A 21,377-nucleotide genomic window follows, 5' to 3' on the forward strand; every position below is an offset into this window, starting at 1 on the left:
CCCTCGGTCATGGTGTCGGACAGCTGCGGCATTTTTACGGTGTAGGCTTCGGCCATTTCTTGTCTCGATAGTCCTGGATTTAAAGAATGGATGGAATTGGATCAGATCAGATCCGGCCCAGGCACTTGAGCGCGCCCTGGTACACATCTTCCACGTCGGGAATGGCTTCCTTTTCCAGCTTCGCGTTGTAGGGCACAGGTACGTCCGCCGCATGCACGCGGATCGGCTGTGCGTCTAGCGCGTAGAAACAGTCCTCGGTCACGGTGGCGATGATCTCCGCGCCTACGCCCACCGGCGCCTCGTCTTCTTCCGCGATGACCACGTGATGGGTCTTTTCCACCGATCGCCGAATGGCCTCTCGGTCCAGGGGCTTGAGTGAACGCAGATCCAGCACCTCGGCGCTGATCCCGTCCTTGGCCAGCTTCTCCGCCGCCCCCAGGCAAAGATGCACGTTGTAGTTGTAGCCAATCAGGGTGATGTCGGTGCCGTGGCGCACGATCTCGGCGCCTTCCAGCGGACGGAAGAATTCCTCGTCAGGAATGTCTTCCTTCATGTTGTACATGCGCTCGTGCTCGATGATCACCACAGGATCATTGCAGCGCACCGCCGACTTCAGCATGCCGTAGGCATCCAGGGGCCCGCGCGGGGTTACAACCCGCAGACCGGCCGTACTCATAAACATCCGCGCCAGTCGCGCGGAATGTTGCGCGGCCAACTGGTGTGCCGTACCACCCGGGGTTCGGATCACCAGCGGGCACTGTACGCGCCCTCCCGACATGTAACGGATCTTGGCGGCGGCATTAATAATGGTATCCAACGCCAGCAGAGCGAAGTTGATGGACATGATTTCCACGATCGGGCGCACGCCCACCATGGAGGCACCGATACCGATGCCGGTATAGGAGTTCTCCGAGATCGGGGTATCGATTACGCGCTCAGCACCGTACTTGTCGAACAGGCCCAGCGTCGCCTTGTAGGTTCCGCCGGCAACGCCAATGTCCTCGCCCATGGCAATGACCATCTTGTCGTTTGCCATCTCTTCGTCGTGGGCACGCCGGATGGCCTCCCAATATGCAGTCTCGGCCACGCTCAAACTCCTTCGTTCACCAGCGGTCCGATCCAGCGCGGATCGGGGTTATCATCCAGCACGTACTTGTTCAGGTCCTCCACGCGCGGTTCGGGGCTTTCCTCGGCGAACTTGATGATGTCGTTCTCGAGCTCGTTGTCGATCTCCTTCTCCCAGGACTTGATCTCGTCGTCGGTGACGACACCCTTTTCCCTCAGCTTCGCGGAATAAATCCGGATCGGGTCGCGCTTCTCCCATTCCGCTTCCTCCTCCTTGGTGCGATACCCCTTGGCGTCGGACATGGAATGACCGCGGAAACGGTAGGTCATGAACTCGATGAAATACGGGCCCTTGCCGCTGCGCACGTAGTCGACGGCCTTCTTCGCCGCCGGCATGACCTCCTCAATGTCCATGCCATCATGCTGGCTCGCCTCCATGTTGTAGCCGCACACGCGCTTGTACTGGTCGACTACGGCCGTGGAACGATCGATGTGGGTACCGATTGCATACTGGTTGTTCTCGCACACAAACAGTACGGGAAGCTTCCATACCGAGGCCATGTTCATGGTCTCGTGGAAGGTCCCCTGATTGTTGGCACCGTCGCCCAGGAAACAAATGGCGATCTGGTCCGTACCCTTGTGCTTGCAACCCATGGCCAGACCGGCGGCCAGAGGGAAAGGCTGTCCGACCAGGGCGTAGCCGCCCATGAAATTCACCGTCGGGTCGAAAATGTGCATGGAGCCGCCGCGACCGCGGCTGGATCCGGTCTCCTTGCCGTACAGTTCCGCCATCACCTCGCGCGGCTGGGCGCCAGACTTGATCGCATGGACGTGATCCCGATAACCGGTGATCACGTAGTCGTGACCGGGCTTCGCCATCTCCATGACACCGGTCGCGACCGCCTCCTGGCCGGAGTACAGGTGCAGAAATCCGCCGATTTTCCGTTCCATATAGGCCTCGAAACAGCGGTCTTCGAACCGGCGAAAGAAAATCATCTCGCGCAACAGGCGCTTTTGGTCGTCGGCTTTCATGGGTCTCCTTAAACTGGAACGGTGGGGTTGTGCTGAAACGACCGGGATTTTTCTTGTCGATCCGATATGCGCAATCGACTTCGCCCCGGGGCTGCGAGCGGGGGCTATGATCGTTTTTTTCATTTTTGAGGTCAAGGCGAGGGGAAAAACAGGCTGCCGGTGACGCACCACGACAGGGCGCCGTATTTCAGGTCCGACCGGGTCGGGGAGATAGCCGAACAGCGGCCCTTGCCGCATCTCCCCGATTCTGTACCATTCATACAAGTGCTGCTTACGTTGCGGCCGCTAGACGCTACACTGTTCCTGATTCCAACGAATATTGCACTGGGCACATATAGTTGACTGCGAACATCGCCGAACAATGGCTGGACGAAATGGCCCGATCCACCAACGAGCAGGATTTTGATGCCCTGCTGGATCTGCTGTCAGACCACATCCGCCTCCTGGGAAAAAGCGACCAGGACACCGTAGACCAGGAAGAATGGCTACGGCGGCGTAAGCTGGAATTTCAGAGCCGCACACCCAAGCAGGTTTCCTACGCGCCGCCCCAGATGAAGGCCAACCTCCCCGGGCGCCTGATGTTCCGCACCGTTGAGACCGTCCGGACCGGCAACGGACCTTCCCGATGCAGCCCGGTGGAGATCATCATCCAACAGGAAGAGGCTGGTAAATGGCGCGCCCTGCAGCAACGTCCCCTTTCCGATTCCAATCTGCAGAAGCAATCTCCCCGCCTCGCGAAGGCTTGAATTCCCCCGGGCCCTGCCTTAGGCTAGGCGCCCTACAGATTTGGTCAACTATTCAGTCTTTCGGCCCAATCGGACCATAAAAAAGAGGAACAACCATGAAGAACCCGTTGGATTCCATCACCGGAACGATTATTTCCGGACTCGTGCTCACCGTTATTCTCTATTTCATCGTGTCGAAATTCCTGCTCCCGCCCATGGCCGGCTGAAGCGCTGCCTGCAAAAGAGACCGACACATAGCAACAATCAAGAACATTTCTACTCAAGGATAACGTCATGGATCTCCCAATCGATCGTTGGTTACACATCCTCGCCGGCATCACCTGGATCGGCCTGCTCTACTACTTCAACTTCGTGCAGGTCCCGTCCGTCGCCCAGGCCAAGTCCCAGGGTGTCAACGGCGAAATCGTCCCCAAGGTGATTGCGCCCCGCGCACTCCTTTGGTTCCGCTGGGCAGCCGTGGCCACCTGGCTGACCGGTGCCTACTACCTGGAACGCAAATGGGGGCTGGGCAATGCCTTCCTGCTCAAGGGACACGCGGCCACTATCGGTACTGGCGCCTGGCTCGGCACCATCATGCTGTTCAACGTCTGGGTTCTGATCTGGCCGAACCAGAAGAAGGTTCTAGGTATGGTCGAAGCCACGGACGAACAGAAGGCCAGGGGAGCGCGCGTGGCACTGCTGGCTTCCCGCACAAACACCATGCTTTCCATTCCCATGGTCTTCTTCATGGTCGCGGGCGGCCACGCACCGGCGCTGTTTTAGGGACCGGTCGGAACATAGCCCCAGGCCCGGCCCCGTGCCGGGCTTGCTGTTTCTGAAGGCTTGGCACGCGATTCATTAGGGACTACTATTCCGCTTTGACTTTCGATGGCGTCCTGCATGCAGGGCGCTTTTCTGTTTTATGACGCAAGAATCGCATCTGATGCATACCTACAATCGCCTGCCGGTCGCCCTCACCCGCGGTGAAGGCGCGAGCGTGTGGGACACCGATGGCCGCGAGTTTCTGGACGCGATGACGGGTATCGCGGTGTGCAGTCTGGGTCACGCGCACCCGGCGGTTGCCGACGCCATCTGCAAACAGGCCGGCACTCTCATGCATACCTCCAACTGGTACCGCATTCCCTTGCAGGAACAGCTGGCCGATGCCTTGTGCGAGCGCACGGGCCTGCAAAGCGTGTTCTTCGGAAACTCCGGCGCCGAGGCGAATGAGGCCGCCATCAAACTGGCCCGCCTCTATGGCCACGGGCGTGAGGTCCGGGAGCCCACCATCATCGTCACCGAACAGAGCTTCCACGGGCGCACCATGGCTACCCTCACCGCTACCGGCAGCCGCAAGGTGCAGGCCGGGTTCGAGCCGCTGCTCAAGGGATTCAGCCGGGTGCCCTATGGCGATCTGGACGCCGTGCGCCACGTGGCCGCGAACGCAAACAACGTCGTGGCCGTGCTGGTAGAGCCAGTGCTGGGCGAAGGTGGCGTTGTGCTTCCACCGGAGGGCTATCTCGCGGGCCTGCGAGGGATTTGCGACGAAAACGACTGGTTGCTCATGGTGGACGAAATCCAGACCGGTATGTGCCGGACCGGGCGCTGGTTCGCCTACCAGCACGAAGACATCCAGCCGGACGTGATCACCGTAGCGAAATCGCTGGGCAACGGCTTCCCCATTGGCGCCTGTCTGGCGGGCGGCAAGGCGGCCGAGGTGCTCGGGCCCGGAAAACACGGATCCACCTTTGGCGGGAATCCGCTGGCCTGTGCCGCCGCCCTGGCTGTGGTGGACGTAATGGGCCGCGAACAGCTTGACCAGCGCGCCACGATCCTGGGCAAAAACATGCTCGACGGACTCCGGAACGGACTGCAAGATGTCAACGGCGTGGTTTCCGTTCGCGGCAAGGGTCTGATGCTCGGAATCGAACTGGACCGGGACTGTCTGCCCATCATGGCGGCCGGGCTGGAACAGGGCCTGTTGCTCAACGTCACGGCGGGAAATGTCGTACGCCTCCTGCCTCCGCTGATCCTCACTGACGATCAGGCAGACCGGATCGTCACCGGTACGGTAGCCGTCGTGAAGGCATTCCTGGGGGCGGCGTGAAACTGCGTCACTTCCTGACCCTGAGCGATCTCACGTCCGACGAACTGCGGACCCTGATTCGGCGTGCGAGCGAACTCAAGGCCTTGCACAAGCGCGGCGAACTCTACCGACCCCTGCGGGCACGCACCCTGGCCATGGTGTTCGACAAGTCTTCGACCCGGACGCGGGTGTCGTTCGAGGCCGGGATGGCACAACTGGGTGGTGACTCCATGTTTCTCTCGCCGCGGGATCTGCAGCTTGGACGTGGGGAACCGATCGAGGATACGTCCCGGGTCATGTCACGGATGGTCGATGTCATTGTCATCCGTACGCACGAGCACGCCACGGTGACCACGTTTGCCCAACATTCCGTCGTCCCGGTCGTCAACGCGCTGACCGATCGCTTCCACCCGTGCCAGTTGCTGGCGGACATGCAGACCTACCTGGAACACCGTGGAGATATCACCGGGCGTACGGCGGTCTGGATTGGGGACGGCAACAACGTGTGTCACTCGTGGATGAACGCGGCGCGCTTGCTTGATTTCACCCTCGTCGTCTCCACCCCGGCCGGATACGAACCGGATGCCGAGCTGGTCGCCGACTGCGGCCGGAATGTGCGACTGGTTTCCGATCCACGCGAGGCGGCAAAGGGAGCGGAGGTCGTCGTCACCGACACCTGGGCCAGCATGGGACAGGAAGGGGAGAAGGCGGAACGCGCGGCCGCATTCCAGGGATACCGGGTAGACGACAAAATCATGGCCCAGGCGGCGCCGGATGCCCTGTTTATGCACTGCCTGCCGGCCTATCGCGGGTCCGAGGTGACCGCTGAAGTCCTGGATGGCGCGCAGAGCGTGGTCTGGGACGAGGCGGAAAATCGTCTGCACGCACAAAAGGCGCTGCTGGAGTTCCTCCTGGTCGGCACGCCGGGCTGATCGGGGCACAGAAATCAGAAAAAGTGCCCAAATTCGCGGTTTTCAGCGGTGGCACGACCAGGCTGCCCACCCCGGGCAGATGGACTATAGTCAGTAACAGTCCGCCGCATTCCACGGCGAACCCAGGCAACAGAACAAAACAGATCCACGGGAACGACGGGATGGAGAACAGACATCTTCGCGTTTTGGTAGTAGACGACTCTCCGGACGACGCCGAGCTTCCGATCAAGACCCTGCGTGACGCAGGCTACCGCGTAAAATCCCAGCGCGTTTACAACCTCACCGGCATGGAATCCATGCTGCAAAAGGAGCCGTGGGACATTGTCCTCTCGGAATACTCGCTCTTGCAGTTCAGCGCACACATGTGCCTGGATCTCCTGCGCCGGAAAGATCTCGACACGCCGGTACTGGTGCTGACCCGATCAATCAGCGACCACGATTTCGCTGAGATCATCTCGGCCGGCGCGCGCGACGTAATTCGCAAGAACTACAGCACACGACTGATCCCGGCCATCGAGCGCGAACTCGACGTTGTCGAGCTCAAGCGCCAGCTCAAGGCCGCGCAGGACAAGGTGGCCGAAATGGAGGGCCAGAACAGCGCCATCGTATCCGGAACCCAGGAGGCCGTCTGCTACTGCCACGATGGCATGCACATCAAGGCGAACCAGGCCTACCTCTCACTGTTTGGTTACACGGGCATGGATGAACTGGAAACCATCCCGGTCCTGAACCTCATCCAGAAAAAGGACCAGCCAGAGTTCAAGAACTATCTGAAGAAAGCCGCGCGCAACCAGGCTCCGGAAAACCCGCTTGAACTGGGCGCCATCTGCAAGGACGGGAAAACACGCCAGCTGGCAGCGCGGTTCTCGACAGTGTCCCTGAATAACGAAGACTGTATTCAGATTACGTTCGACGACATCTCCCAGCGCAAGGCCACCGAAGACCGTCTCCAGTTCCTGACCCAACGTGATCCCCTGACCGGCCTGTACAACCGGCATTTCTTTGGAACGCAATTGACGCGCGCCTGGAAGGCGGCGCGCGACGGCAACGCGCCGGCGGCCCTGATCTACTTCAATCTGGTGCAGCTGCGAGGGATCAACAGCGAGTATGGCTATACGGTCGGGGACGGAATCCTGCTAAAGGTTGCGAAGACGCTTCGCGAACATCTGGGCGAGAACAGACTGCTTGCGCGATTCGGCGACGAGGAAATCACCGTCTTGCTGGAAGGAAACGATGCGGGCAATGCCGACGCGCTTGCGAGGGAACTCGAGGATCGAATCCACGGGCTGTCCATCACCGCGGAGAACAAGAAGGTGAATTGCAAGGCCGCTGTCGCGGTGGTACCCGTGGACGAATTGCTCGACAGTGGACAGGCCGCGATTTCCCGGGCCCTGGAATTGACCGCCGCACAGAGGAAACCGGCTGCTCCTCCACCACCACCTGCGCCCGAAGCGAGGGCCGAAGAGCCTGCGGCACCGACCCCACCGGAACCGCTATCAATGGAAGTCGTGGCCCCACCCGCGCCCGAGCCGGAACCGCAGACGGAGCTGACCGTTTCCTCTCCGACGCCAGTCGTTCCGGAACCGGATAACGAAACAGTCATTGCCGCGGCTCTTGCCAATGACGGGTTCCGCCTGGTCTACCAGCCCATCGTCAGCCTCGCCGGTGAGGCGGATGAACTGTTCGAAGTTCTGGTTCGAATGGTCGGCCCCAACGGCGAACTCGTACCGCCGCGGGACTTCATGCCCGCCGCGCACAAATCGGGGCAAATCGCAGAAATCGATTCCTGGGTCGCGCAACGAACCATCGAGTCCCTTGCCGCCACGAAAAACGAGGGTCGCAAGATCATCTACTTTGTCAACGTTTCGGTCGCGTCTCTGCGCAATAAGGATCTTGCACCGCAGATCATGGAAGGCCTCAAGTCGCACGGACTCGACGCCCGGCAACTCGTCCTTGAGTTCTCCCAGAATGAGATCGCGGACGCGATGGATGAGTTGACTACCTTTGCCACCGCGATGAAGAAGATCGGTTGCCGGCTTTCGATCGACAACGCCGGTGCGGTTGCCGATATTCTCGCCAAGCTTCCCCCCGAGTCGGTTCACTATCTCAAATTTGACGGAAACGTTGTGAAAGAACTGATGAATTCGGAAGACACGGAGGCACTGGAATCTGTCATCGAAACCGCGCGGCAGCACGGGATTCGGACCGTCGCAACGCATATCGAGGATGCGGAAAGCCTCGCCGATATCTGGAGCCGGGGTTTCGACTACGTCCAGGGCCACTACTTCCAGCAGCCGGAGACGGAACTCACGTACGAATTCTCTGCCGGCGATGAGGCCACTCTCGCCACGGACGAAGTGACATCCCGGCCCTGGTCCGTCAGCTAAACGCTCGTCAATCCGGTACCTCCACACCGCAATCCGCTTTGCCCGGGCAAATATCCACGGTCGCGCCGGGGTGATTGCTCGTCAGCCGATTGCCGCTTGTGTACACTTTTGTTCCTGCAGTTTGACTGGTACCCGAACCCCCATGCGCATTCGCCACTACGGAAGTCCGCCCGGCAATCGTAACGACTGGAAAACGATCAAGACCCTGATCCCGTACGTATGGGAGTTTCGCGGCCGTGTGGCGCTTGCCCTGCTGCTCCTGGCCGGCGCAAAGCTCGCGAACGTTGCGGTGCCGCTCGTCCTCAAACAGATCGTCGACTCCCTGAGCCATCCCGGAGCGGTTCTGGTACTCCCCGTCGTGCTTCTGCTGGGCTATGGCGCCCTGCGGTTCTCTACGTCCCTGTTCGGTGAACTGCGAGACGTGGTTTTCGCAAAGGTCACCCAACGATCGATTCGGAGGATCGCCCTCAAGACATTTCGCCATCTGCATCAGCTGTCCCTGCGCTTCCACCTCGAACGCCAGACCGGCGGCGTCTCGCGGGACATCGAGCGCGGAACGGCCGGGATCCGCTTTCTGCTCAACTTCATGCTGTTCAACATCCTGCCCACCCTGCTGGAAATCGGTCTGGTCTCGGGAATCCTGCTGTTCAAGTACGATGCGATCTTCACAATCGTGATCATCGCCACGCTGATCGCCTATATCATTTTTACCCTGCTGATCACCGAATGGCGTATGGTCTTCCGCCGCAACATGAACGAGATGGATTCCCGCGCCAACACCACGGCCATCGACAGCCTCATCAACTACGAAACGGTGAAATACTTCGGTAACGAGGAGTATGAGGCCCGGCGCTACGACTCGAACATGAAGCTTTGGGAATCCGCTGCGATTCGCAACCAGACCTCCCTTTCCCTGCTCAACTCCGGCCAGGGAGCGATTATCGCCGTCGGCGTAACCATCCTGATGATGCTGGCCGGCCAGGGCGTCGTCAGCGGGCGCATGACCATTGGCGATCTTGTCATGGTGAACGCCTTTCTGCTCCAGCTATACATGCCCCTGCATTTTCTCGGCTTCGTATACCGCGAGATCCGGCATTCCCTGGCGGACATGGAACGCATGTTCCATCTCCTCGAATCCAGCGCGGAAATAGAAGACAAACCCGGAGCCCCTGACCTGCAGGTGACTGCCGGCGTCGTGGGCTTCGAGCATGTCGACTTCTCCTATGAGGCCAATCGCCAGATTCTGCACGACGTGAGCTTCGATGTGCCTTCCGGACACAAAGTCGCGATCGTCGGCCACAGCGGTGCGGGCAAGTCGACGATCTCACGGCTTCTGTTCCGTTTCTATGATGTGAGTGGAGGGCGGATCACCATTGATGGACAGGATATTCGGGGCGTCACCCAGCGCAGCGTACGCGCTGCCATCGGCATCGTTCCACAGGATACGGTGTTGTTCAATGACAGCATTTTCTACAACATCGCCTATGGCAATCCTGACGCCAGCGACGAGCAGGTATTCCGTGCCGCCCGCCACGCCCATATTCACGAGTTCGTGGAATCGCTGCCGGACCGCTACGACACCATCGTCGGGGAACGTGGACTGAAACTCTCCGGAGGAGAGAAGCAGCGCGTGGCCATTGCCCGCACGATACTGCGGGATCCGCGAATCCTGGTATTCGATGAAGCCACGTCCGCCCTGGATTCCAAGACGGAAAAGGGAATCCAGGCCGAGCTGCGCGAGATCGCGAAGGAACATACAACGCTGGTGATCGCCCATCGCCTGTCCACCATCATGGACGCAGACCAGATTCTGGTGATGGATCAGGGACGTATTGTGGAACGCGGGACGCACCAGGAATTGTTGGCGCGGACGGGACTCTATGCGCAGATGTGGTCACTGCAGCTACAGGAAGAACACGAGCAGAAGGACGCAGTCGACGAGTCTATTCGGGCGTAGCCTTTCGGGCAGGCGGGTAGGCAGCCAGCGACGTAGCCCACGGCGACTGGACCATCCACGGAATCAGATTCGCGGGTGGCACCGGTGTACTGATGAAATAGCCTTGCGCACTGTCGCAGCCGAGGTCCGCCAGCAGATTCAGGGTCTCCAGCGATTCCACACCTTCTGCCACCACTTTCATACCCAGGTTGTGTGCCAGATCGATACTGGTCCGCACGATGGTCGCGTCGTTCCGGTCTTCCACCATGCCCGCCACGAAAGAACGGTCGATCTTGACGCATCGGACGGGTAGCTGCTTCAAATAGGACAAAGAGGAATACCCCGTACCAAAATCGTCGATCGTCAGCGTAACGCCCAGAGCCGCGATCCGGTGCAGCACGTCCAGGGTACGAACCGGGTCGTCCATGATCGTGCTCTCGGTGATTTCGATTTCCAGCATGCCCGCAAGCACGGAGTATTGGTCCAGAAGCGAAGCAATCTGCCCCACGATTTGTGGATCCTTCAGATCCTGGGTCGACAGATTCACCGCCACCGGGATGGAGTATCCATGGTCTCGCCAATCGCGATGCTGTTTCAGGGCCTCATTCAGGGCAAGACTGGTCAGTTCGCGAATCTGCCCCGTCTGCTCAAGCAGGGGAATAAAGACATCCGGCGTCGCCACGTCCTGTCCGGATCGCTGCCAGCGCGCCAGCATCTCGACGCCTTCGACCCGGTTCTGCGACATTCCGACCTTTGGCTGATAGAAAAACGTGAATTCCTTGATTCCGGAGGCGCGCCGAAGATCGCTCACCAGGTCCAGCTGGCTGTCCCGGTCGTATTCCCGCTCGTATACGGCGTAGCCGGTTTTTGAGCGCTTCGCCGCATACATGGCGATATCCGCCTTCTGCATCAGGGCGGTCGCACTGTTTCCGTGATCCGGATATCCGGCAAGACCGAAGCTGGCGCCGATGTAGATCTTCCTCGATCCCGTGTCGAAAGGCTCTTTCAGGGCATCGAGTACATTCCGGACCAGCTTGCCGGCAGCAGGTTCATCTGTGGATTGAAGGAGTAGGGCGTACTCGTCACCGCCCAGCATTGCCACCGTATCACTTTCCCGCAGGTGGTTGAGCAGTCGGAGCCCGACCTGCTGCAGGATACTGTCCCCAACCTGATGGCCCAGCGTATCGTTGATCTCCTTGAAGCGGTCCAGATCCATGATGGCCACCATGAAGGGTTTCTTCTGGCGCTTGGCCCACAGGATGGCCTGTTCCAGCCGATCGTTGAACAATGCGCGGTTCGGCAATTTGGTCAACGTGTCCATAAACGCCATCTTCTCCAGGCTCTCGTACAGACCCCGGAGTTTCATGGTCATCTCGTTGAATCCCTCCGCCAGTTCGTAGACTTCCGCATTGCCACTGGCTACGAGACGCCGCCCCAGCTGACTCCGATCCTCCCGGATCTTGCGCACGTGCAAGGTGAGTTCCGTCAGCGGATCCAGCGTCGTCCGTTGCAGAACGCGCATGAACAGAAGGATGGTCAGTAGCGTAACCGCGGCCGCGGCAATCATGACGACATAGCTGGTTTTTTGCAGCGCGCTGATGGTTTCCGCAATGTCATGCACTACGGTGACCTTCACTGGCGTTCCGTGCAGGGAAATGCCCAGAGGCACATCGACTGTGATCAGGCCGTCCTTGTCCCTCTTGCGTGGCGACCCGTCTTCCGACTGGAATGCAATCACGCCGTTGCGGAACACGATGCGCCCGGACATATGCATGTCTTTCAGGGCGTTCCCGATTTCGGATACCGGATCCGCCACGATCTGTGCGAACGTATACCTTCCGGCGTCGCCGATACGCGAAAACAGGACATAGAAAAGTTGTCCGTCGACGATACAAGTAGCGGCTCTCCGCTTGGCGAGAGCGGCTGTGCCCTTTCCACCGAAGCCGTTCCGGACCTCGGGGCACATGGAGGCCGTCAGACCGGTGTTCAGCCCGCCACCGATCTCCACCGGATGCTTAAGCTCCGAGTCGTAGAGAAACACGGCCTGAACGGAATCCGTATCGGAGGTCAGGTCATCGATTCGCAGGCCTCCAAAGGCCCGGGGGCCGGTCAGGACTTGCCCACCAAGGCTGCGACGATGCGCAAAGGCCCGATCCGACAGGCGCTGGGCAACGACATCCATTTCTTTTTGCAGGCGGTGCTGGACGTCCCGGAGTTTCGCGGTAACGATATTGCGGATCAGCTGTTGCTGACTGGCGAGTACGTTCTTCTTGTAGACCTCGCCACTGACATAGACCAATATCATGGCCAGGTTGCCCATGATATAGATTGCACCGGCGAGGATCAGGCGTACGGAGATTCGGTTCATTCCCTATCCAGCATAGCATCCCTGCCGCTCCGTGCCCGTCAATTGCCCGCACCGACCGACGACCAAACCCCTGTTGATTGCGGCAGCATCTACCGATCAGACCGGCTAGCGGACTGCGGGAAAACCTTCTGGCATGCCGTTTCGGGTTAGGACGATCTGCCACAACTGGTTTTCGCGGCACCGGAACAGGCCAGCGCTGGACAAGATGTAGAATTTCCACATGCGGTAGAAGCGCTGGTCGTAATCCGATTTCAGCTTGTCCCAGTTCTCGTCGAATCGGCTCCACCAGCTCATCAGCGTCCGGTCGTAGTCCGGGCCGAAGTTGTGCCAGTCCTCCATGACGAACCGCCGCTCGATACTTTTCCCGATCTGGGCGATGGAGGGCAACATGGAATTGGGGAAAATGTACTTTCGAATCCACGGATCTGTATCCCGAACCGAGTAATTACCCCCGATGGTGTGCAAGAGAAATCGCCCATCTTTGGTCAGAAGGCGCCGGACGGCGTCTATATAAGTACCATAGTTCTTGTATCCCACGTGCTCGAACATGCCGATGGAGTAGATTCGGTCGAATTGACCCTGGGTGGAACGGTAGTCTTCCAGACGGATATCCACCGGCAGTCCCGCGCATCGGTCGCGCGCCAGCTTCGCCTGCTCCGCCGAAATGGTCACGCCGACGACCTCTGCCCCGTATCTCTCGGCAACAAACTGCGCCGCGCCGCCCCAGCCACAACCCACATCAAGAACGCGCATGCCCGGCTGAATATCCAGCTTGCGACAGATCAGATCCAGTTTGGCTTCCTGGGCCTCGTCCAGGGTATCGGCCTCCTTCCAGTACCCGCAGCTGTACATCATCCGGTCGCCCAGCATGATTTCGTACAGCCGATTGCCGACATCGTAGTGTTTGCGACCGACTTCGTACGCACGCCGACGGGTCTGGAGATTGAACAGGCGCGCGCCCATGGCGTGCCACAACATTCCCAGGGTGCGAACGTGTTGATCGAGGCGGGCACGCACCAGGCGAAGGATCAACTCATCCAGCCGCGGACTGTCCCACCAGCCGTCCATGAACGACTCACCGAAACCGAGCGTGCCCTCGGCGAGCCAGCGGGTAAATGCGCGGTCGTCGTGGACCTGAATATCCCAGGGGCGGTCACCGTTGATCTGCACGTCCGCCGTCGCGAATAATTCTTCTGCCTTTTTCTGGTATCGGCCTTGGGGCATCCGTCACCTCCCATTCGGGCTCGTTACTGGCTCAGAAAAGAGACCCCCATTGATAAACGATTCATGTGACCTTGGCAAGACAGTGAGCCCCGGCTCGGCCACCACGTGGCCGATGGTGGCGGAAAACGGGTAAGATATGCGCGCCCCTGGGCACCCGTTCAATTTTTCCGGACCCCGCATCCATGTCAAAGAGCAACAAACAGAATCGGAAGACCCCGTCCTCTTCCCGCGCGCAGAGCGCCGATATCCACGATCTGTACCAACAGTCCGTTCAGGCGCCGGAAGCGGATATCGAATTTTTCACTGAAACCTATGAACAACTTCGCGGGAAGAAACCCCTCACTATGCGCGAGGATTTTTGCGGTACCGCGCTGTTGTCCGTGGAGTGGTGCCAGAGTGATCCGGAACGACTCGCCTTCGGCATCGACCTATCGGAAGAGACCCTGGACTGGGGGCGCGAACACAATATCATCCCCGCCGGCGAATCCGTGGCACAACGCATCACCCTGCGCCATGGCAACGTCCTTGATCCGGTGGAGGAAAAAGTTGACATCACCTGCGCCCTGAATTTCAGCTACTGCATATTCAAGACCCGGGACCTGCTTCGACAGTATTTTGAAAACGCACGTGCCGGACTGGCCCCGGATGGAATCCTGGTCCTCGATCTTTTCGGCGGGACAGAAACCATCGACATCCTCGAGGAAGAACGGGATGTGGATGACGCGGATTTCACCTATGTGTGGGACCAGGACCGATACAACCCCATCACGAATGAAATTCTCTGCTACATCCATTTCAACTTCCCCGACGGCTCGAAGTTGGAACGTGCCTTCACCTATGACTGGCGCCTGTGGACGATCCCCGAAGTGCGCGAAATTCTGACCGAGGCCGGATTCAGCAAGGTGCACGTCTACTGGGAAGAATTCGAGGAAAGCGACGACGAGGATGACGACGAGCTGGAAGGCACCGGTCGTTACCAGGACGTGGAAGAAGTGGAGAACCAGGAATCCTGGGTGATCTATATCGTGGCTGAACGGTAAGAGAATGGTTCAGGATTCGCCCGCCAGAAAGCGCTGGATGTACCTGCGTGAAAACAGGCGGGCGTCCCAGGATCGGCGACCCAGCAAGGCGCGATGTCGCACCGGAATGACGTAGGTCCACGCCATCACGGAACGTCCCCGGACGTCCTGGATCCTTACCTTTTGGCGGCGATAGATACGACCCTCAAAGATATCCAGCCGTCGCAACTGCGGCGCCGAGATTCCCTCGTACAACACACCCTGCACGCGCTCTCCCGGCATTGGCACCAGGCCTGGATAGCTGTAGCCATGCAAACGATAGCGCCCATAACCGGAGAGTTCGGCTGGTCGCCCGACGGCATGGCGTCCGATCACATGCCGGAATACCTGCGGAAACATCAGGGTGCCATAGGCGAAAAGGCAATGGGGCATGCGTCCGAGTACACTATATATAGACCGGGATGCCAACGGTGCCGGTGCTCATGATTCGTGGGGAAAGTGGTTCAGAAACCAGTCTCCGGCCAGGGCCGCCACCTTCTCCAGGGTACCGGGCTCTTCGAACAGGTGGGTTGCGCCGGGAACGATCACCAGTTCATGGAGCGCGTGCAAGGCTGCGGCGGCCTTCCGGTTCAGTTCGATCACCACGTCGTCATTGCCACCAACGATCAGAAGTACCGGCGCACGAACACGCGCCAACGCATCGCCCGCCAGATCCGGGCGCCCGCCCCGGGAGGCTATGGCAACCACGGGCGAATCGGGTTCGGCGGCCGCCTGCAGCGCCGCTGCGGCGCCGGTACTGGCGCCGAAATAGCCGATTGCCAGATCCCGCGTGGTGTCCTGTTTCTGCAGCCATCGGGTTGCTTCCGCGAGGCGTCGCGTCAGCAGCCCGATATCGAAACGCCGCTCGTAATCACGGTCTTCGGTTTCGGTCAGGAGATCGAATAACAGGGTTGCCATGCCCGCATCGCGCAGCACCTCGGCCACATAGTTGTTACGCGGACTGAGGCGGCTGCTGCCGCTGCCGTGGGCAAACACGACGATGCCATGGGCGCCATCGGGAACTCCCAGCAACCCGGCGTGATCCTGCCCCTCCAGCGGGATCGCGATCTCCTGCACTGCGGCAAGCTTGCTCATGACGAAGAGCCCGTTTCTGCGGGTGTCCGTTCGCGCCGATACTCGTCCAGCATGCGAATCACTTCTTCGTCCGTCAGCTGGTTGAAGACATCGTAGTACGCCCCAACCGCGCCGAGGTAGTACTTGTCCACACTGACGGCGACCACGGCATCGACCTCCTTCTCCAACGCCTCGAAGGTGTCTTTCGGTGCCACCGGGATGGCGACAACGATCCGCCCGGCGTGCCGCCGGCGCGCATCATCGATCGCCGCTCGCATGGTTAGACCGGTGGCGATGCCATCGTCCACGAGAATGGCGGTCTTGCCCTCTACCGGCATGGGCTCGCGACCGGCGAGATAGCGCTCGCGTCTACGGCGGGCTTCCTCGCGCTGTGCCTGGACCTCAGTGCGATACCATTCCGGATCCACGCGTGCGACCTCGGCGGGGTTCGCCACCGGTTTGCCATGTTCGGTGACCGCTCCGATTGCGTATTCGGGGTTATAGGGATGACCAATCTTGCGCGGGATAATGAGGTCCACCGGCCGGTGCAGCGCGCGGGCGATCTCGATCCCCAGAGGTACGCCCCCGCGCGGTAGCGGGTACACCACGGCTTCCTCGCCCTGGACCTTCGGTACCAGCACCTTCGCCAACTGCCTGCCTGCGTCCACGCGGTCTCGAAATCGCATAACTCTTACCTCCGCGCCTGGCAGCCTTACTCTTGCCAGCCGTGCTTGCCCACCGTGACCTGGCGGGCCTCCGGACCTTCCTTGCCCTCGGCCTCGACATAGAACACCTCGGTACCCTCGTGCAGGGTATCGAAATCGCTGTCGATCAGGGCATTCTTGTGGAAATAGAGTTCGCGTCCATCCGGCGTTTCGAGGATGCCATACTCGTCTGCGGGAAATTTTTTCAGCACCCGGGCATGACGCGGAACATCGTGCTCCTTCACATCGCCCCGTTCCTTGCGCGCGTGGTCCTGCAACTGCCGACGGGCCTCGTCAAACACGTCGCGAATGACCACATAGATGTCTTCGTGGGCATGCTTCTCGGGTGGGTTGCGACGCACCACGATTGTCGTAGAACTGATCGAGCTTGTCCGCCTTCTCGCGGATCGCCGCCTCGATCGCGTCGGACTGATCGATGCCGCGCCAAGTAATCTGCAGGGGTAACTTCATAGTCGCTCTCCTCGCGCCCGGCTCTATTCCGATTCATCCAGTTCGCAGGTACCGGCCCGTAGCCACACACCGCGTCCCTGGCAGTGCAGCATCTCGCTTCCGGAACAGACGTAACTTCCGACCTCGTAGGAGCGGTTGTTGAAGTAGCACACACCGGTCTCCAGCTCGAGGTCCATGGACAGAAAATCCCGGTCCGTTTCGTCGAAAATCGGCGAGGTACGCTTCTCCGGATCCGGCGCACCCACCTGGTTCGGTCTCTCACTTCCCCCCATTCTCGATACCCCCGCAATCGTCGTTTGATTCATTCAATCGCGGCACCGACGGTTCTGCCTTGATCTGGCTCAAGCCGCATCGGCCAGGAATGGGATCTCAATCTGGAATGGATTGGGTGGTGTAGCGGCTGACACGCAGGGTATGCGACCAGTAGCCCTCCGGGAGTCCAGCCTTTCGCTTCAGTTGGCTGAAAAAATCCCGCGGATCCTGCAAGGATTCCCATACCGATGGCAGGAATGTGCCGCGACGGGCGCCCTCTTCCAGCACCAAGCCGTCCACCCCGGGACGCAACTGGGCGATCAGATCCGCTTCGGACACGAAACTCATGGCCTCGGGCAGACTCAGAATCGAAACATGAATATCCAGGCGCGCGAATTCGGCGTCCGTGAGCGGTGCAAAACGGGGGTCCCGAAATGCCGCCGACCGGGCATTGGCGAATACATCCAGCGCCAACGGCCGCAAGGCCTCCAGGGTGCCGATACAGCCGCGCAATTGGCCGGCAATCTGTAGGGTGACGAAGCTCGCTCGATTTCGACAAAGGGCCTCGTCGAATTGGTCCAGCGACGGTTCCACATGCTCACGTCGCAACTCTTGCTCGATGGCGTCCACCGCCAGATCCAGCACAATCTGGCCCTGCTCCTCGTTCAGCCCGGCTTGATCAGGAAAGGACATAGGCCCCGTACCCCACCACATGGTCTCTCGGCCCGGCGGTGTCGCCGGAATTGCGCAGGTCGACCAGGCGTGCATGCAGACCGCGCTGGCGTGCCTCGAGAAGCAGACCGCTGATGGGCGCGCGCCCGCAGGCCTGTTCATAGCCGATGTCTTCGTAGCGCAGGGACTCGATCGCGGCCGAAGTCGAGCGATCCATTCGCTGCGCGACCCCGTATTCATGATAGTGACTGAGATCGGAACTCACGACGATGAGCGTCTCGTCGCCGCCCCACAGGACTTGCAGCACTTCCGCCACCTCTTCGGCGGAGGCGTCGCCGACAACCAGGGGAACCAGGGAGAACTCTCCCAGTACCTGCTGCAGAAAGGGAAGCTGCACCTCCAGGCTGTGTTCCTGGGCGTGTACATCGGCGCGTTCGCTGACTTGTGGCAGGGACCGCAGTGCCTCGACAGCGTCCGCGTCCACAGGCACGGGCCCCAAAGGGGTTGCGAAGGCATCGGCAGCTGGAAGGGCCAGACCCCGAACCGCAACCCGGTGTGCCGGACCCAGGAGAATTACGCGGCGCACGCGCCCGTTGAGCGGCGTCAGGTGCCGGTACACGCTCGCGGCAACGGGACCGGAATAAATATAGCCGGCGTGAGGGGCGATGACCGCCTTGGGTGTAACGCCCCCGGACTCCGGCACGTCTTTCAAAAGGTGTTCGACCGTGGCGCGCAACTCCTCCGCGCCCGACGGATAGAACAGTCCCGCAACGGCTGCTGGTCGCAATAACGGCATATTGGGCATATGGCTGTTGTGCAAGATGCTCTTGAAAATGCGCCCGATTCAAGGGGATTTCAAGAACGGTCGGGATGTTGAAAGCCGGTGCATGTGCCCGCATTTTCCGGGTATCGCATATGCAGATATCCAGCCCCGATGACTGACTCCCTTCCCAATATCGTCCCCACCCGCTACTGGCACCGCCTGGACGATGGCCGCGTGCAGTGCGATCTGTGTCCGCGCCACTGCCGGCTGCACGAAGGTCAGGCGGGCCTGTGCTATGTCCGGGCGCGGCAAAACGATGAGATCGTGCTCACCAGCTACGGCCGCTCGAGTGGATACTGCATCGATCCGATCGAGAAGAAGCCGCTGAACCATTTCCTGCCCGGCACCCCGGTGCTGTCCTTCGGCACCGCCGGCTGCAACCTGGCGTGCAAGTTCTGCCAGAACTGGGACATCAGCAAGTCTCGCGAAATGGATACCCTGGCAGACCAGGCGTCGCCGGAAACCATCGCCCGCGCCGCCGAAGGCCTGGGGGCGCGCAGCGTTGCCTACACCTACAACGACCCGGTGATCTTTCACGAGTATGCCATTGATGTGGCGAAGGCCTGTCGCGATCGCGGCATCAAGTCCGTGGCGGTCAGCGCCGGCTACGTCGACCCGGAACCGCGGGCCGAGTTCTATCGGTACATGGATGCGGCAAATATTGACCTGAAGGCGTTCGACGAAGACTTCTACTACAAGCTCACGGGTGCACACCTGCAGCCGGTACTCGAAACCCTGCAGTACATCCACAACGAAACCGATGTGTGGCTGGAAATCACAACCCTGTTGATTCCCGGTCACAACGACTCGGAAGAGGAAGTTAGGGACATGAGCCAATGGATCCTCTCGAACCTTGGACCGGACGTGCCGCTGCACTTCTCTGCCTTTCATCCTGACTGGAAGATGCGCGACATCCCGCCAACACCGGCATCCACGCTGGCGCTGGCGCGACGCATCGCCATGGATGCGGGCCTGCACTACGTCTATACGGGAAACGTCCATGACCCGGAAGGCGGCAGCACATGGTGCCCCCATTGTGGCGAGAAACTCATCGGGCGCGACTGGTACGTTCTGGATGAATGGAATCTCGATGAGCAGGGGCGCTGCCGCTCCTGCCAAACGCCCATCGCCGGCGTGTTCGAACCCTCACCCGGCACATGGGGCGCACGCCGTCAGCCGGTACGCCTGAAAGACTACGCAGCCTGAGTCGCACCCCGCCCCCGCTTGACTGACGTCAACGCGGAATCCTGCCTCCACTGGTTTACTCTCTGCTGGCCCAGCAGGTAATTCGGACGTGGACGTGGAAACATCCCCCGCCCATTGGGAACACTTCGATCACGGCGCCGATATCGGTGTTCGCGGTATCGCGCCCACGCTCGCCGGCGCCTTCGAACAGGCGGCCGTGGCCATGACCGCGGCCATGGTGGACCCACAGACCGTCGAGGCGAAAGAAAGGATCGAACTGCAGTGCCAGGCGCCGGATCCGGAACTGCTGTTGGTGGACTGGCTCAACGCACTGGTCTACGAGATGGCGACTCGCAAGATGCTGTTCGTCCGATTCGCCGTGAACATCGAAGGCGAACAACTTCGGGCCAGCGCCTGGGGCGAACCCGTCGACGTGCATCGCCACGAACCCGCGGTGGAGGTCAAGGGCGCAACCTACACCGCATTGCGCGTCCATCAGGACGACGCTGGTCACTGGATCGCGGAGACCGTGATTGATGTGTGAGACGTGTCAGTCCGGGGACCGGAAATGGACCTGAACCGGCTGGAACAACTGGATGCCAATACCTGGCGCGTCGCGCCCCATGGCGCCATGCGCGTGCCCGCGGTGTTTTACGCCAGCAGCGAACTGGTGCGCGACATGGACGAAAAGGTCTACGAACAGGCCTGCAATGTCGCCACCCTGCCCGGCATCGTCACCGCGTCCTATGCCATGCCCGATGCCCACTGGGGCTATGGCTTTCCCATCGGCGGCGTGGCCGCCTTCGAAGCGGCCGAGGGCGGCGTGGTGTCGGCCGGTGGTGTTGGTTTCGATATCTCCTGCGGGGTGCGCACCCTGTTGACCGGGCTCACGCGCCAGGACGTGGAAGAAGTGAAACTGGATCTGGCCAACGCCCTGTACCACACCGTCCCTGCCGGCGTCGGCAGCACCGGGAAGATCAATCTCGATAACGCGCAAATGGATGCCATGCTCAAAGGCGGCGCCGTGTGGGCACTGGAGAACGGCTGGGGACGTACCGAGGACCTGGAACGCATCGAGGAACGCGGCTGCATGGCAGGCGCGGACCCGCGCGCCGTCTCGGCTCATGCCAAGAAACGCCAGCACCGGGAAATGGGTACGCTGGGGTCGGGCAATCACTATCTCGAGGTGCAGCACGTCACCGATATCTACGATCCCGATACTGCCGCCAGATTTGGTCTGCGCGGCGGGGACGTGGTGCTCAGCATCCACTGCGGGTCCCGCGGCCTGGGCCACCAGATCGGAACCGAATTCCTAAAACGCATGGTCACCGAGGCACCGCGCTACGGGCTGTCCCTGCCCGATCGTGAACTGGCCTGCGCGCC

General features: G+C 60.4%; 21 protein-coding genes. 10 read left to right on the forward strand and 11 right to left on the reverse strand.

What is annotated here, in order from left to right:
• Positions 1-106: 106 nt before the first annotated feature.
• Complete coding sequence (locus tag P8X48_07970) at positions 107-1,087, reverse strand: alpha-ketoacid dehydrogenase subunit beta (GenBank protein MEJ2107250.1); 981 nt, start codon at positions 1,085-1,087, stop codon at positions 107-109.
• Between the two features lie 2 nt (positions 1,088-1,089).
• Positions 1,090-2,097 carry a pyruvate dehydrogenase (acetyl-transferring) E1 component subunit alpha gene (pdhA, locus tag P8X48_07975; GenBank protein ID MEJ2107251.1) on the reverse strand — a complete coding sequence of 336 codons (1,008 nt, stop codon included), beginning with the start codon at positions 2,095-2,097 and terminating at the stop codon, positions 1,090-1,092.
• Positions 2,098-2,435: 338 nt separating this feature from the next.
• On the opposite strand from pdhA, the gene P8X48_07980 reads away from it, so the two are divergent.
• The 6 genes from P8X48_07980 (at position 2,436) to P8X48_08005 (ending at position 10,184) form a co-directional block, all read left to right on the forward strand.
• The gene (locus P8X48_07980) at positions 2,436-2,843 is read left to right on the forward strand and encodes a hypothetical protein (GenBank protein MEJ2107252.1); all 408 of its coding nucleotides are present in this window, start codon (positions 2,436-2,438) and stop codon (positions 2,841-2,843) included.
• 273 nt (positions 2,844-3,116) lie between these two features.
• Entirely contained in the window at positions 3,117-3,605 is a 489-nt protein-coding gene (locus P8X48_07985) for a urate hydroxylase PuuD (GenBank protein ID MEJ2107253.1), read from the forward strand.
• A gap of 160 nt (positions 3,606-3,765) precedes the next feature.
• Positions 3,766-4,929: an aspartate aminotransferase family protein gene (locus P8X48_07990; protein MEJ2107254.1), complete on the forward strand. Its 1,164-nt coding sequence runs from the start codon at positions 3,766-3,768 to the stop codon at positions 4,927-4,929.
• Positions 4,926-5,840, forward strand: a complete 915-nt coding sequence (gene argF, locus P8X48_07995) for an ornithine carbamoyltransferase (GenBank protein MEJ2107255.1) — start codon at positions 4,926-4,928, stop codon at positions 5,838-5,840. The genes P8X48_07990 and argF overlap by 4 nt, the downstream gene beginning before the upstream one ends.
• A 161-nt stretch (positions 5,841-6,001) precedes the next feature.
• Positions 6,002-8,227 (forward strand): GGDEF domain-containing response regulator, encoded by a 2,226-nt coding sequence (locus P8X48_08000; protein ID MEJ2107256.1) that lies wholly within the window; start codon positions 6,002-6,004, stop codon positions 8,225-8,227.
• Between the two features lie 142 nt (positions 8,228-8,369).
• Positions 8,370-10,184, forward strand: a complete 1,815-nt coding sequence (locus P8X48_08005) for an ABC transporter ATP-binding protein/permease (protein MEJ2107257.1) — start codon at positions 8,370-8,372, stop codon at positions 10,182-10,184.
• On the opposite strand, the gene P8X48_08010 is transcribed toward P8X48_08005, so the two are convergent.
• Together P8X48_08010 and cfa are read right to left on the reverse strand one after the other, a co-directional pair.
• The gene (locus P8X48_08010) at positions 10,171-12,531 is read right to left on the reverse strand and encodes an EAL domain-containing protein (protein ID MEJ2107258.1); all 2,361 of its coding nucleotides are present in this window, start codon (positions 12,529-12,531) and stop codon (positions 10,171-10,173) included. The genes P8X48_08005 and P8X48_08010 overlap by 14 nt on opposite strands.
• Before the next feature lie 105 nt (positions 12,532-12,636).
• A complete protein-coding gene (gene cfa / locus P8X48_08015) occupies positions 12,637-13,755 on the reverse strand; it encodes a cyclopropane fatty acyl phospholipid synthase (protein ID MEJ2107259.1) in 1,119 nt (372 codons plus the stop codon).
• A gap of 182 nt (positions 13,756-13,937) precedes the next feature.
• Here cfa and P8X48_08020 point away from each other — a divergent pair, with 182 nt between their 5' ends.
• A complete protein-coding gene (locus tag P8X48_08020) occupies positions 13,938-14,795 on the forward strand; it encodes a class I SAM-dependent methyltransferase (protein MEJ2107260.1) in 858 nt (285 codons plus the stop codon).
• A 9-nt stretch (positions 14,796-14,804) separates the two neighbouring features.
• On the opposite strand, the gene P8X48_08025 is transcribed toward P8X48_08020, so the two are convergent.
• From P8X48_08025 to amrB, 7 genes are all read right to left on the reverse strand, one after another.
• Entirely contained in the window at positions 14,805-15,206 is a 402-nt protein-coding gene (locus P8X48_08025) for a gamma-glutamylcyclotransferase (protein ID MEJ2107261.1), read from the reverse strand.
• Between the two features lie 48 nt (positions 15,207-15,254).
• Complete coding sequence (locus P8X48_08030; GenBank protein ID MEJ2107262.1) at positions 15,255-15,908, reverse strand: dienelactone hydrolase family protein; 654 nt, start codon at positions 15,906-15,908, stop codon at positions 15,255-15,257.
• Entirely contained in the window at positions 15,905-16,573 is a 669-nt protein-coding gene (locus tag P8X48_08035) for a phosphoribosyltransferase family protein (protein MEJ2107263.1), read from the reverse strand. Before P8X48_08035 ends, P8X48_08030 begins: the two co-directional genes overlap by 4 nt.
• 26 nt (positions 16,574-16,599) lie before the next feature.
• Positions 16,600-16,956: a cold shock domain-containing protein gene (locus P8X48_08040; protein MEJ2107264.1), complete on the reverse strand. Its 357-nt coding sequence runs from the start codon at positions 16,954-16,956 to the stop codon at positions 16,600-16,602.
• A gap of 129 nt (positions 16,957-17,085) precedes the next feature.
• Entirely contained in the window at positions 17,086-17,334 is a 249-nt protein-coding gene (locus P8X48_08045; protein MEJ2107265.1) for a DUF1496 domain-containing protein, read from the reverse strand.
• Positions 17,335-17,431: 97 nt separating this feature from the next.
• On the reverse strand, positions 17,432-18,007 hold the full coding sequence (gene amrA / locus P8X48_08050; protein MEJ2107266.1) for an AmmeMemoRadiSam system protein A: 576 nt from the start codon (positions 18,005-18,007) through the stop codon (positions 17,432-17,434).
• Complete coding sequence (gene amrB, locus P8X48_08055) at positions 17,994-18,806, reverse strand: AmmeMemoRadiSam system protein B (protein ID MEJ2107267.1); 813 nt, start codon at positions 18,804-18,806, stop codon at positions 17,994-17,996. The genes amrA and amrB overlap by 14 nt, the downstream gene beginning before the upstream one ends.
• A gap of 114 nt (positions 18,807-18,920) precedes the next feature.
• On the opposite strand from amrB, the gene amrS reads away from it, so the two are divergent.
• From amrS to P8X48_08070, 3 genes are all read left to right on the forward strand, one after another.
• Positions 18,921-20,015, forward strand: coding sequence for an AmmeMemoRadiSam system radical SAM enzyme (gene amrS, locus P8X48_08060; protein ID MEJ2107268.1), 1,095 nt, complete (start codon positions 18,921-18,923; stop codon positions 20,013-20,015).
• 94 nt (positions 20,016-20,109) lie between these two features.
• Positions 20,110-20,538 (forward strand): archease, encoded by a 429-nt coding sequence (locus P8X48_08065; protein ID MEJ2107269.1) that lies wholly within the window; start codon positions 20,110-20,112, stop codon positions 20,536-20,538.
• Positions 20,539-20,562: 24 nt separating this feature from the next.
• Positions 20,563-21,377 (forward strand): RtcB family protein (locus P8X48_08070; GenBank protein MEJ2107270.1); only part of this gene is annotated, 815 nt, incomplete at its 3' end.

The organism is Acidiferrobacteraceae bacterium, assembly GCA_037388825.1.
GTDB lineage: Bacteria > Pseudomonadota > Gammaproteobacteria > Acidiferrobacterales > JAJDNE01 > JARRJV01.

Coding starts and splice junctions, on each gene's coding strand:
- P8X48_08035 (MEJ2107263.1), bottom strand. CDS start 16,573: ATGCGATTTCGAGACCGCGTGGACGCAGGCAGGCAGTTGGCGAAGGTG.
- P8X48_08010 (MEJ2107258.1), bottom strand. CDS start 12,531: ATGAACCGAATCTCCGTACGCCTGATCCTCGCCGGTGCAATCTATATC.
- amrS (MEJ2107268.1), top strand. CDS start 18,921: ATGACTGACTCCCTTCCCAATATCGTCCCCACCCGCTACTGGCACCGC.
- P8X48_08005 (MEJ2107257.1), top strand. CDS start 8,370: ATGCGCATTCGCCACTACGGAAGTCCGCCCGGCAATCGTAACGACTGG.
- P8X48_08000 (MEJ2107256.1), top strand. CDS start 6,002: ATGGAGAACAGACATCTTCGCGTTTTGGTAGTAGACGACTCTCCGGAC.
- cfa (MEJ2107259.1), bottom strand. CDS start 13,755: ATGCCCCAAGGCCGATACCAGAAAAAGGCAGAAGAATTATTCGCGACG.
- P8X48_07985 (MEJ2107253.1), top strand. CDS start 3,117: ATGGATCTCCCAATCGATCGTTGGTTACACATCCTCGCCGGCATCACC.
- amrA (MEJ2107266.1), bottom strand. CDS start 18,007: ATGTCCTTTCCTGATCAAGCCGGGCTGAACGAGGAGCAGGGCCAGATT.
- pdhA (MEJ2107251.1), bottom strand. CDS start 2,097: ATGAAAGCCGACGACCAAAAGCGCCTGTTGCGCGAGATGATTTTCTTT.
- P8X48_08025 (MEJ2107261.1), bottom strand. CDS start 15,206: ATGCCCCATTGCCTTTTCGCCTATGGCACCCTGATGTTTCCGCAGGTA.
- P8X48_08045 (MEJ2107265.1), bottom strand. CDS start 17,334: ATGGGGGGAAGTGAGAGACCGAACCAGGTGGGTGCGCCGGATCCGGAG.
- P8X48_07990 (MEJ2107254.1), top strand. CDS start 3,766: ATGCATACCTACAATCGCCTGCCGGTCGCCCTCACCCGCGGTGAAGGC.
- P8X48_08030 (MEJ2107262.1), bottom strand. CDS start 15,908: ATGAGCAAGCTTGCCGCAGTGCAGGAGATCGCGATCCCGCTGGAGGGG.
- P8X48_08020 (MEJ2107260.1), top strand. CDS start 13,938: ATGTCAAAGAGCAACAAACAGAATCGGAAGACCCCGTCCTCTTCCCGC.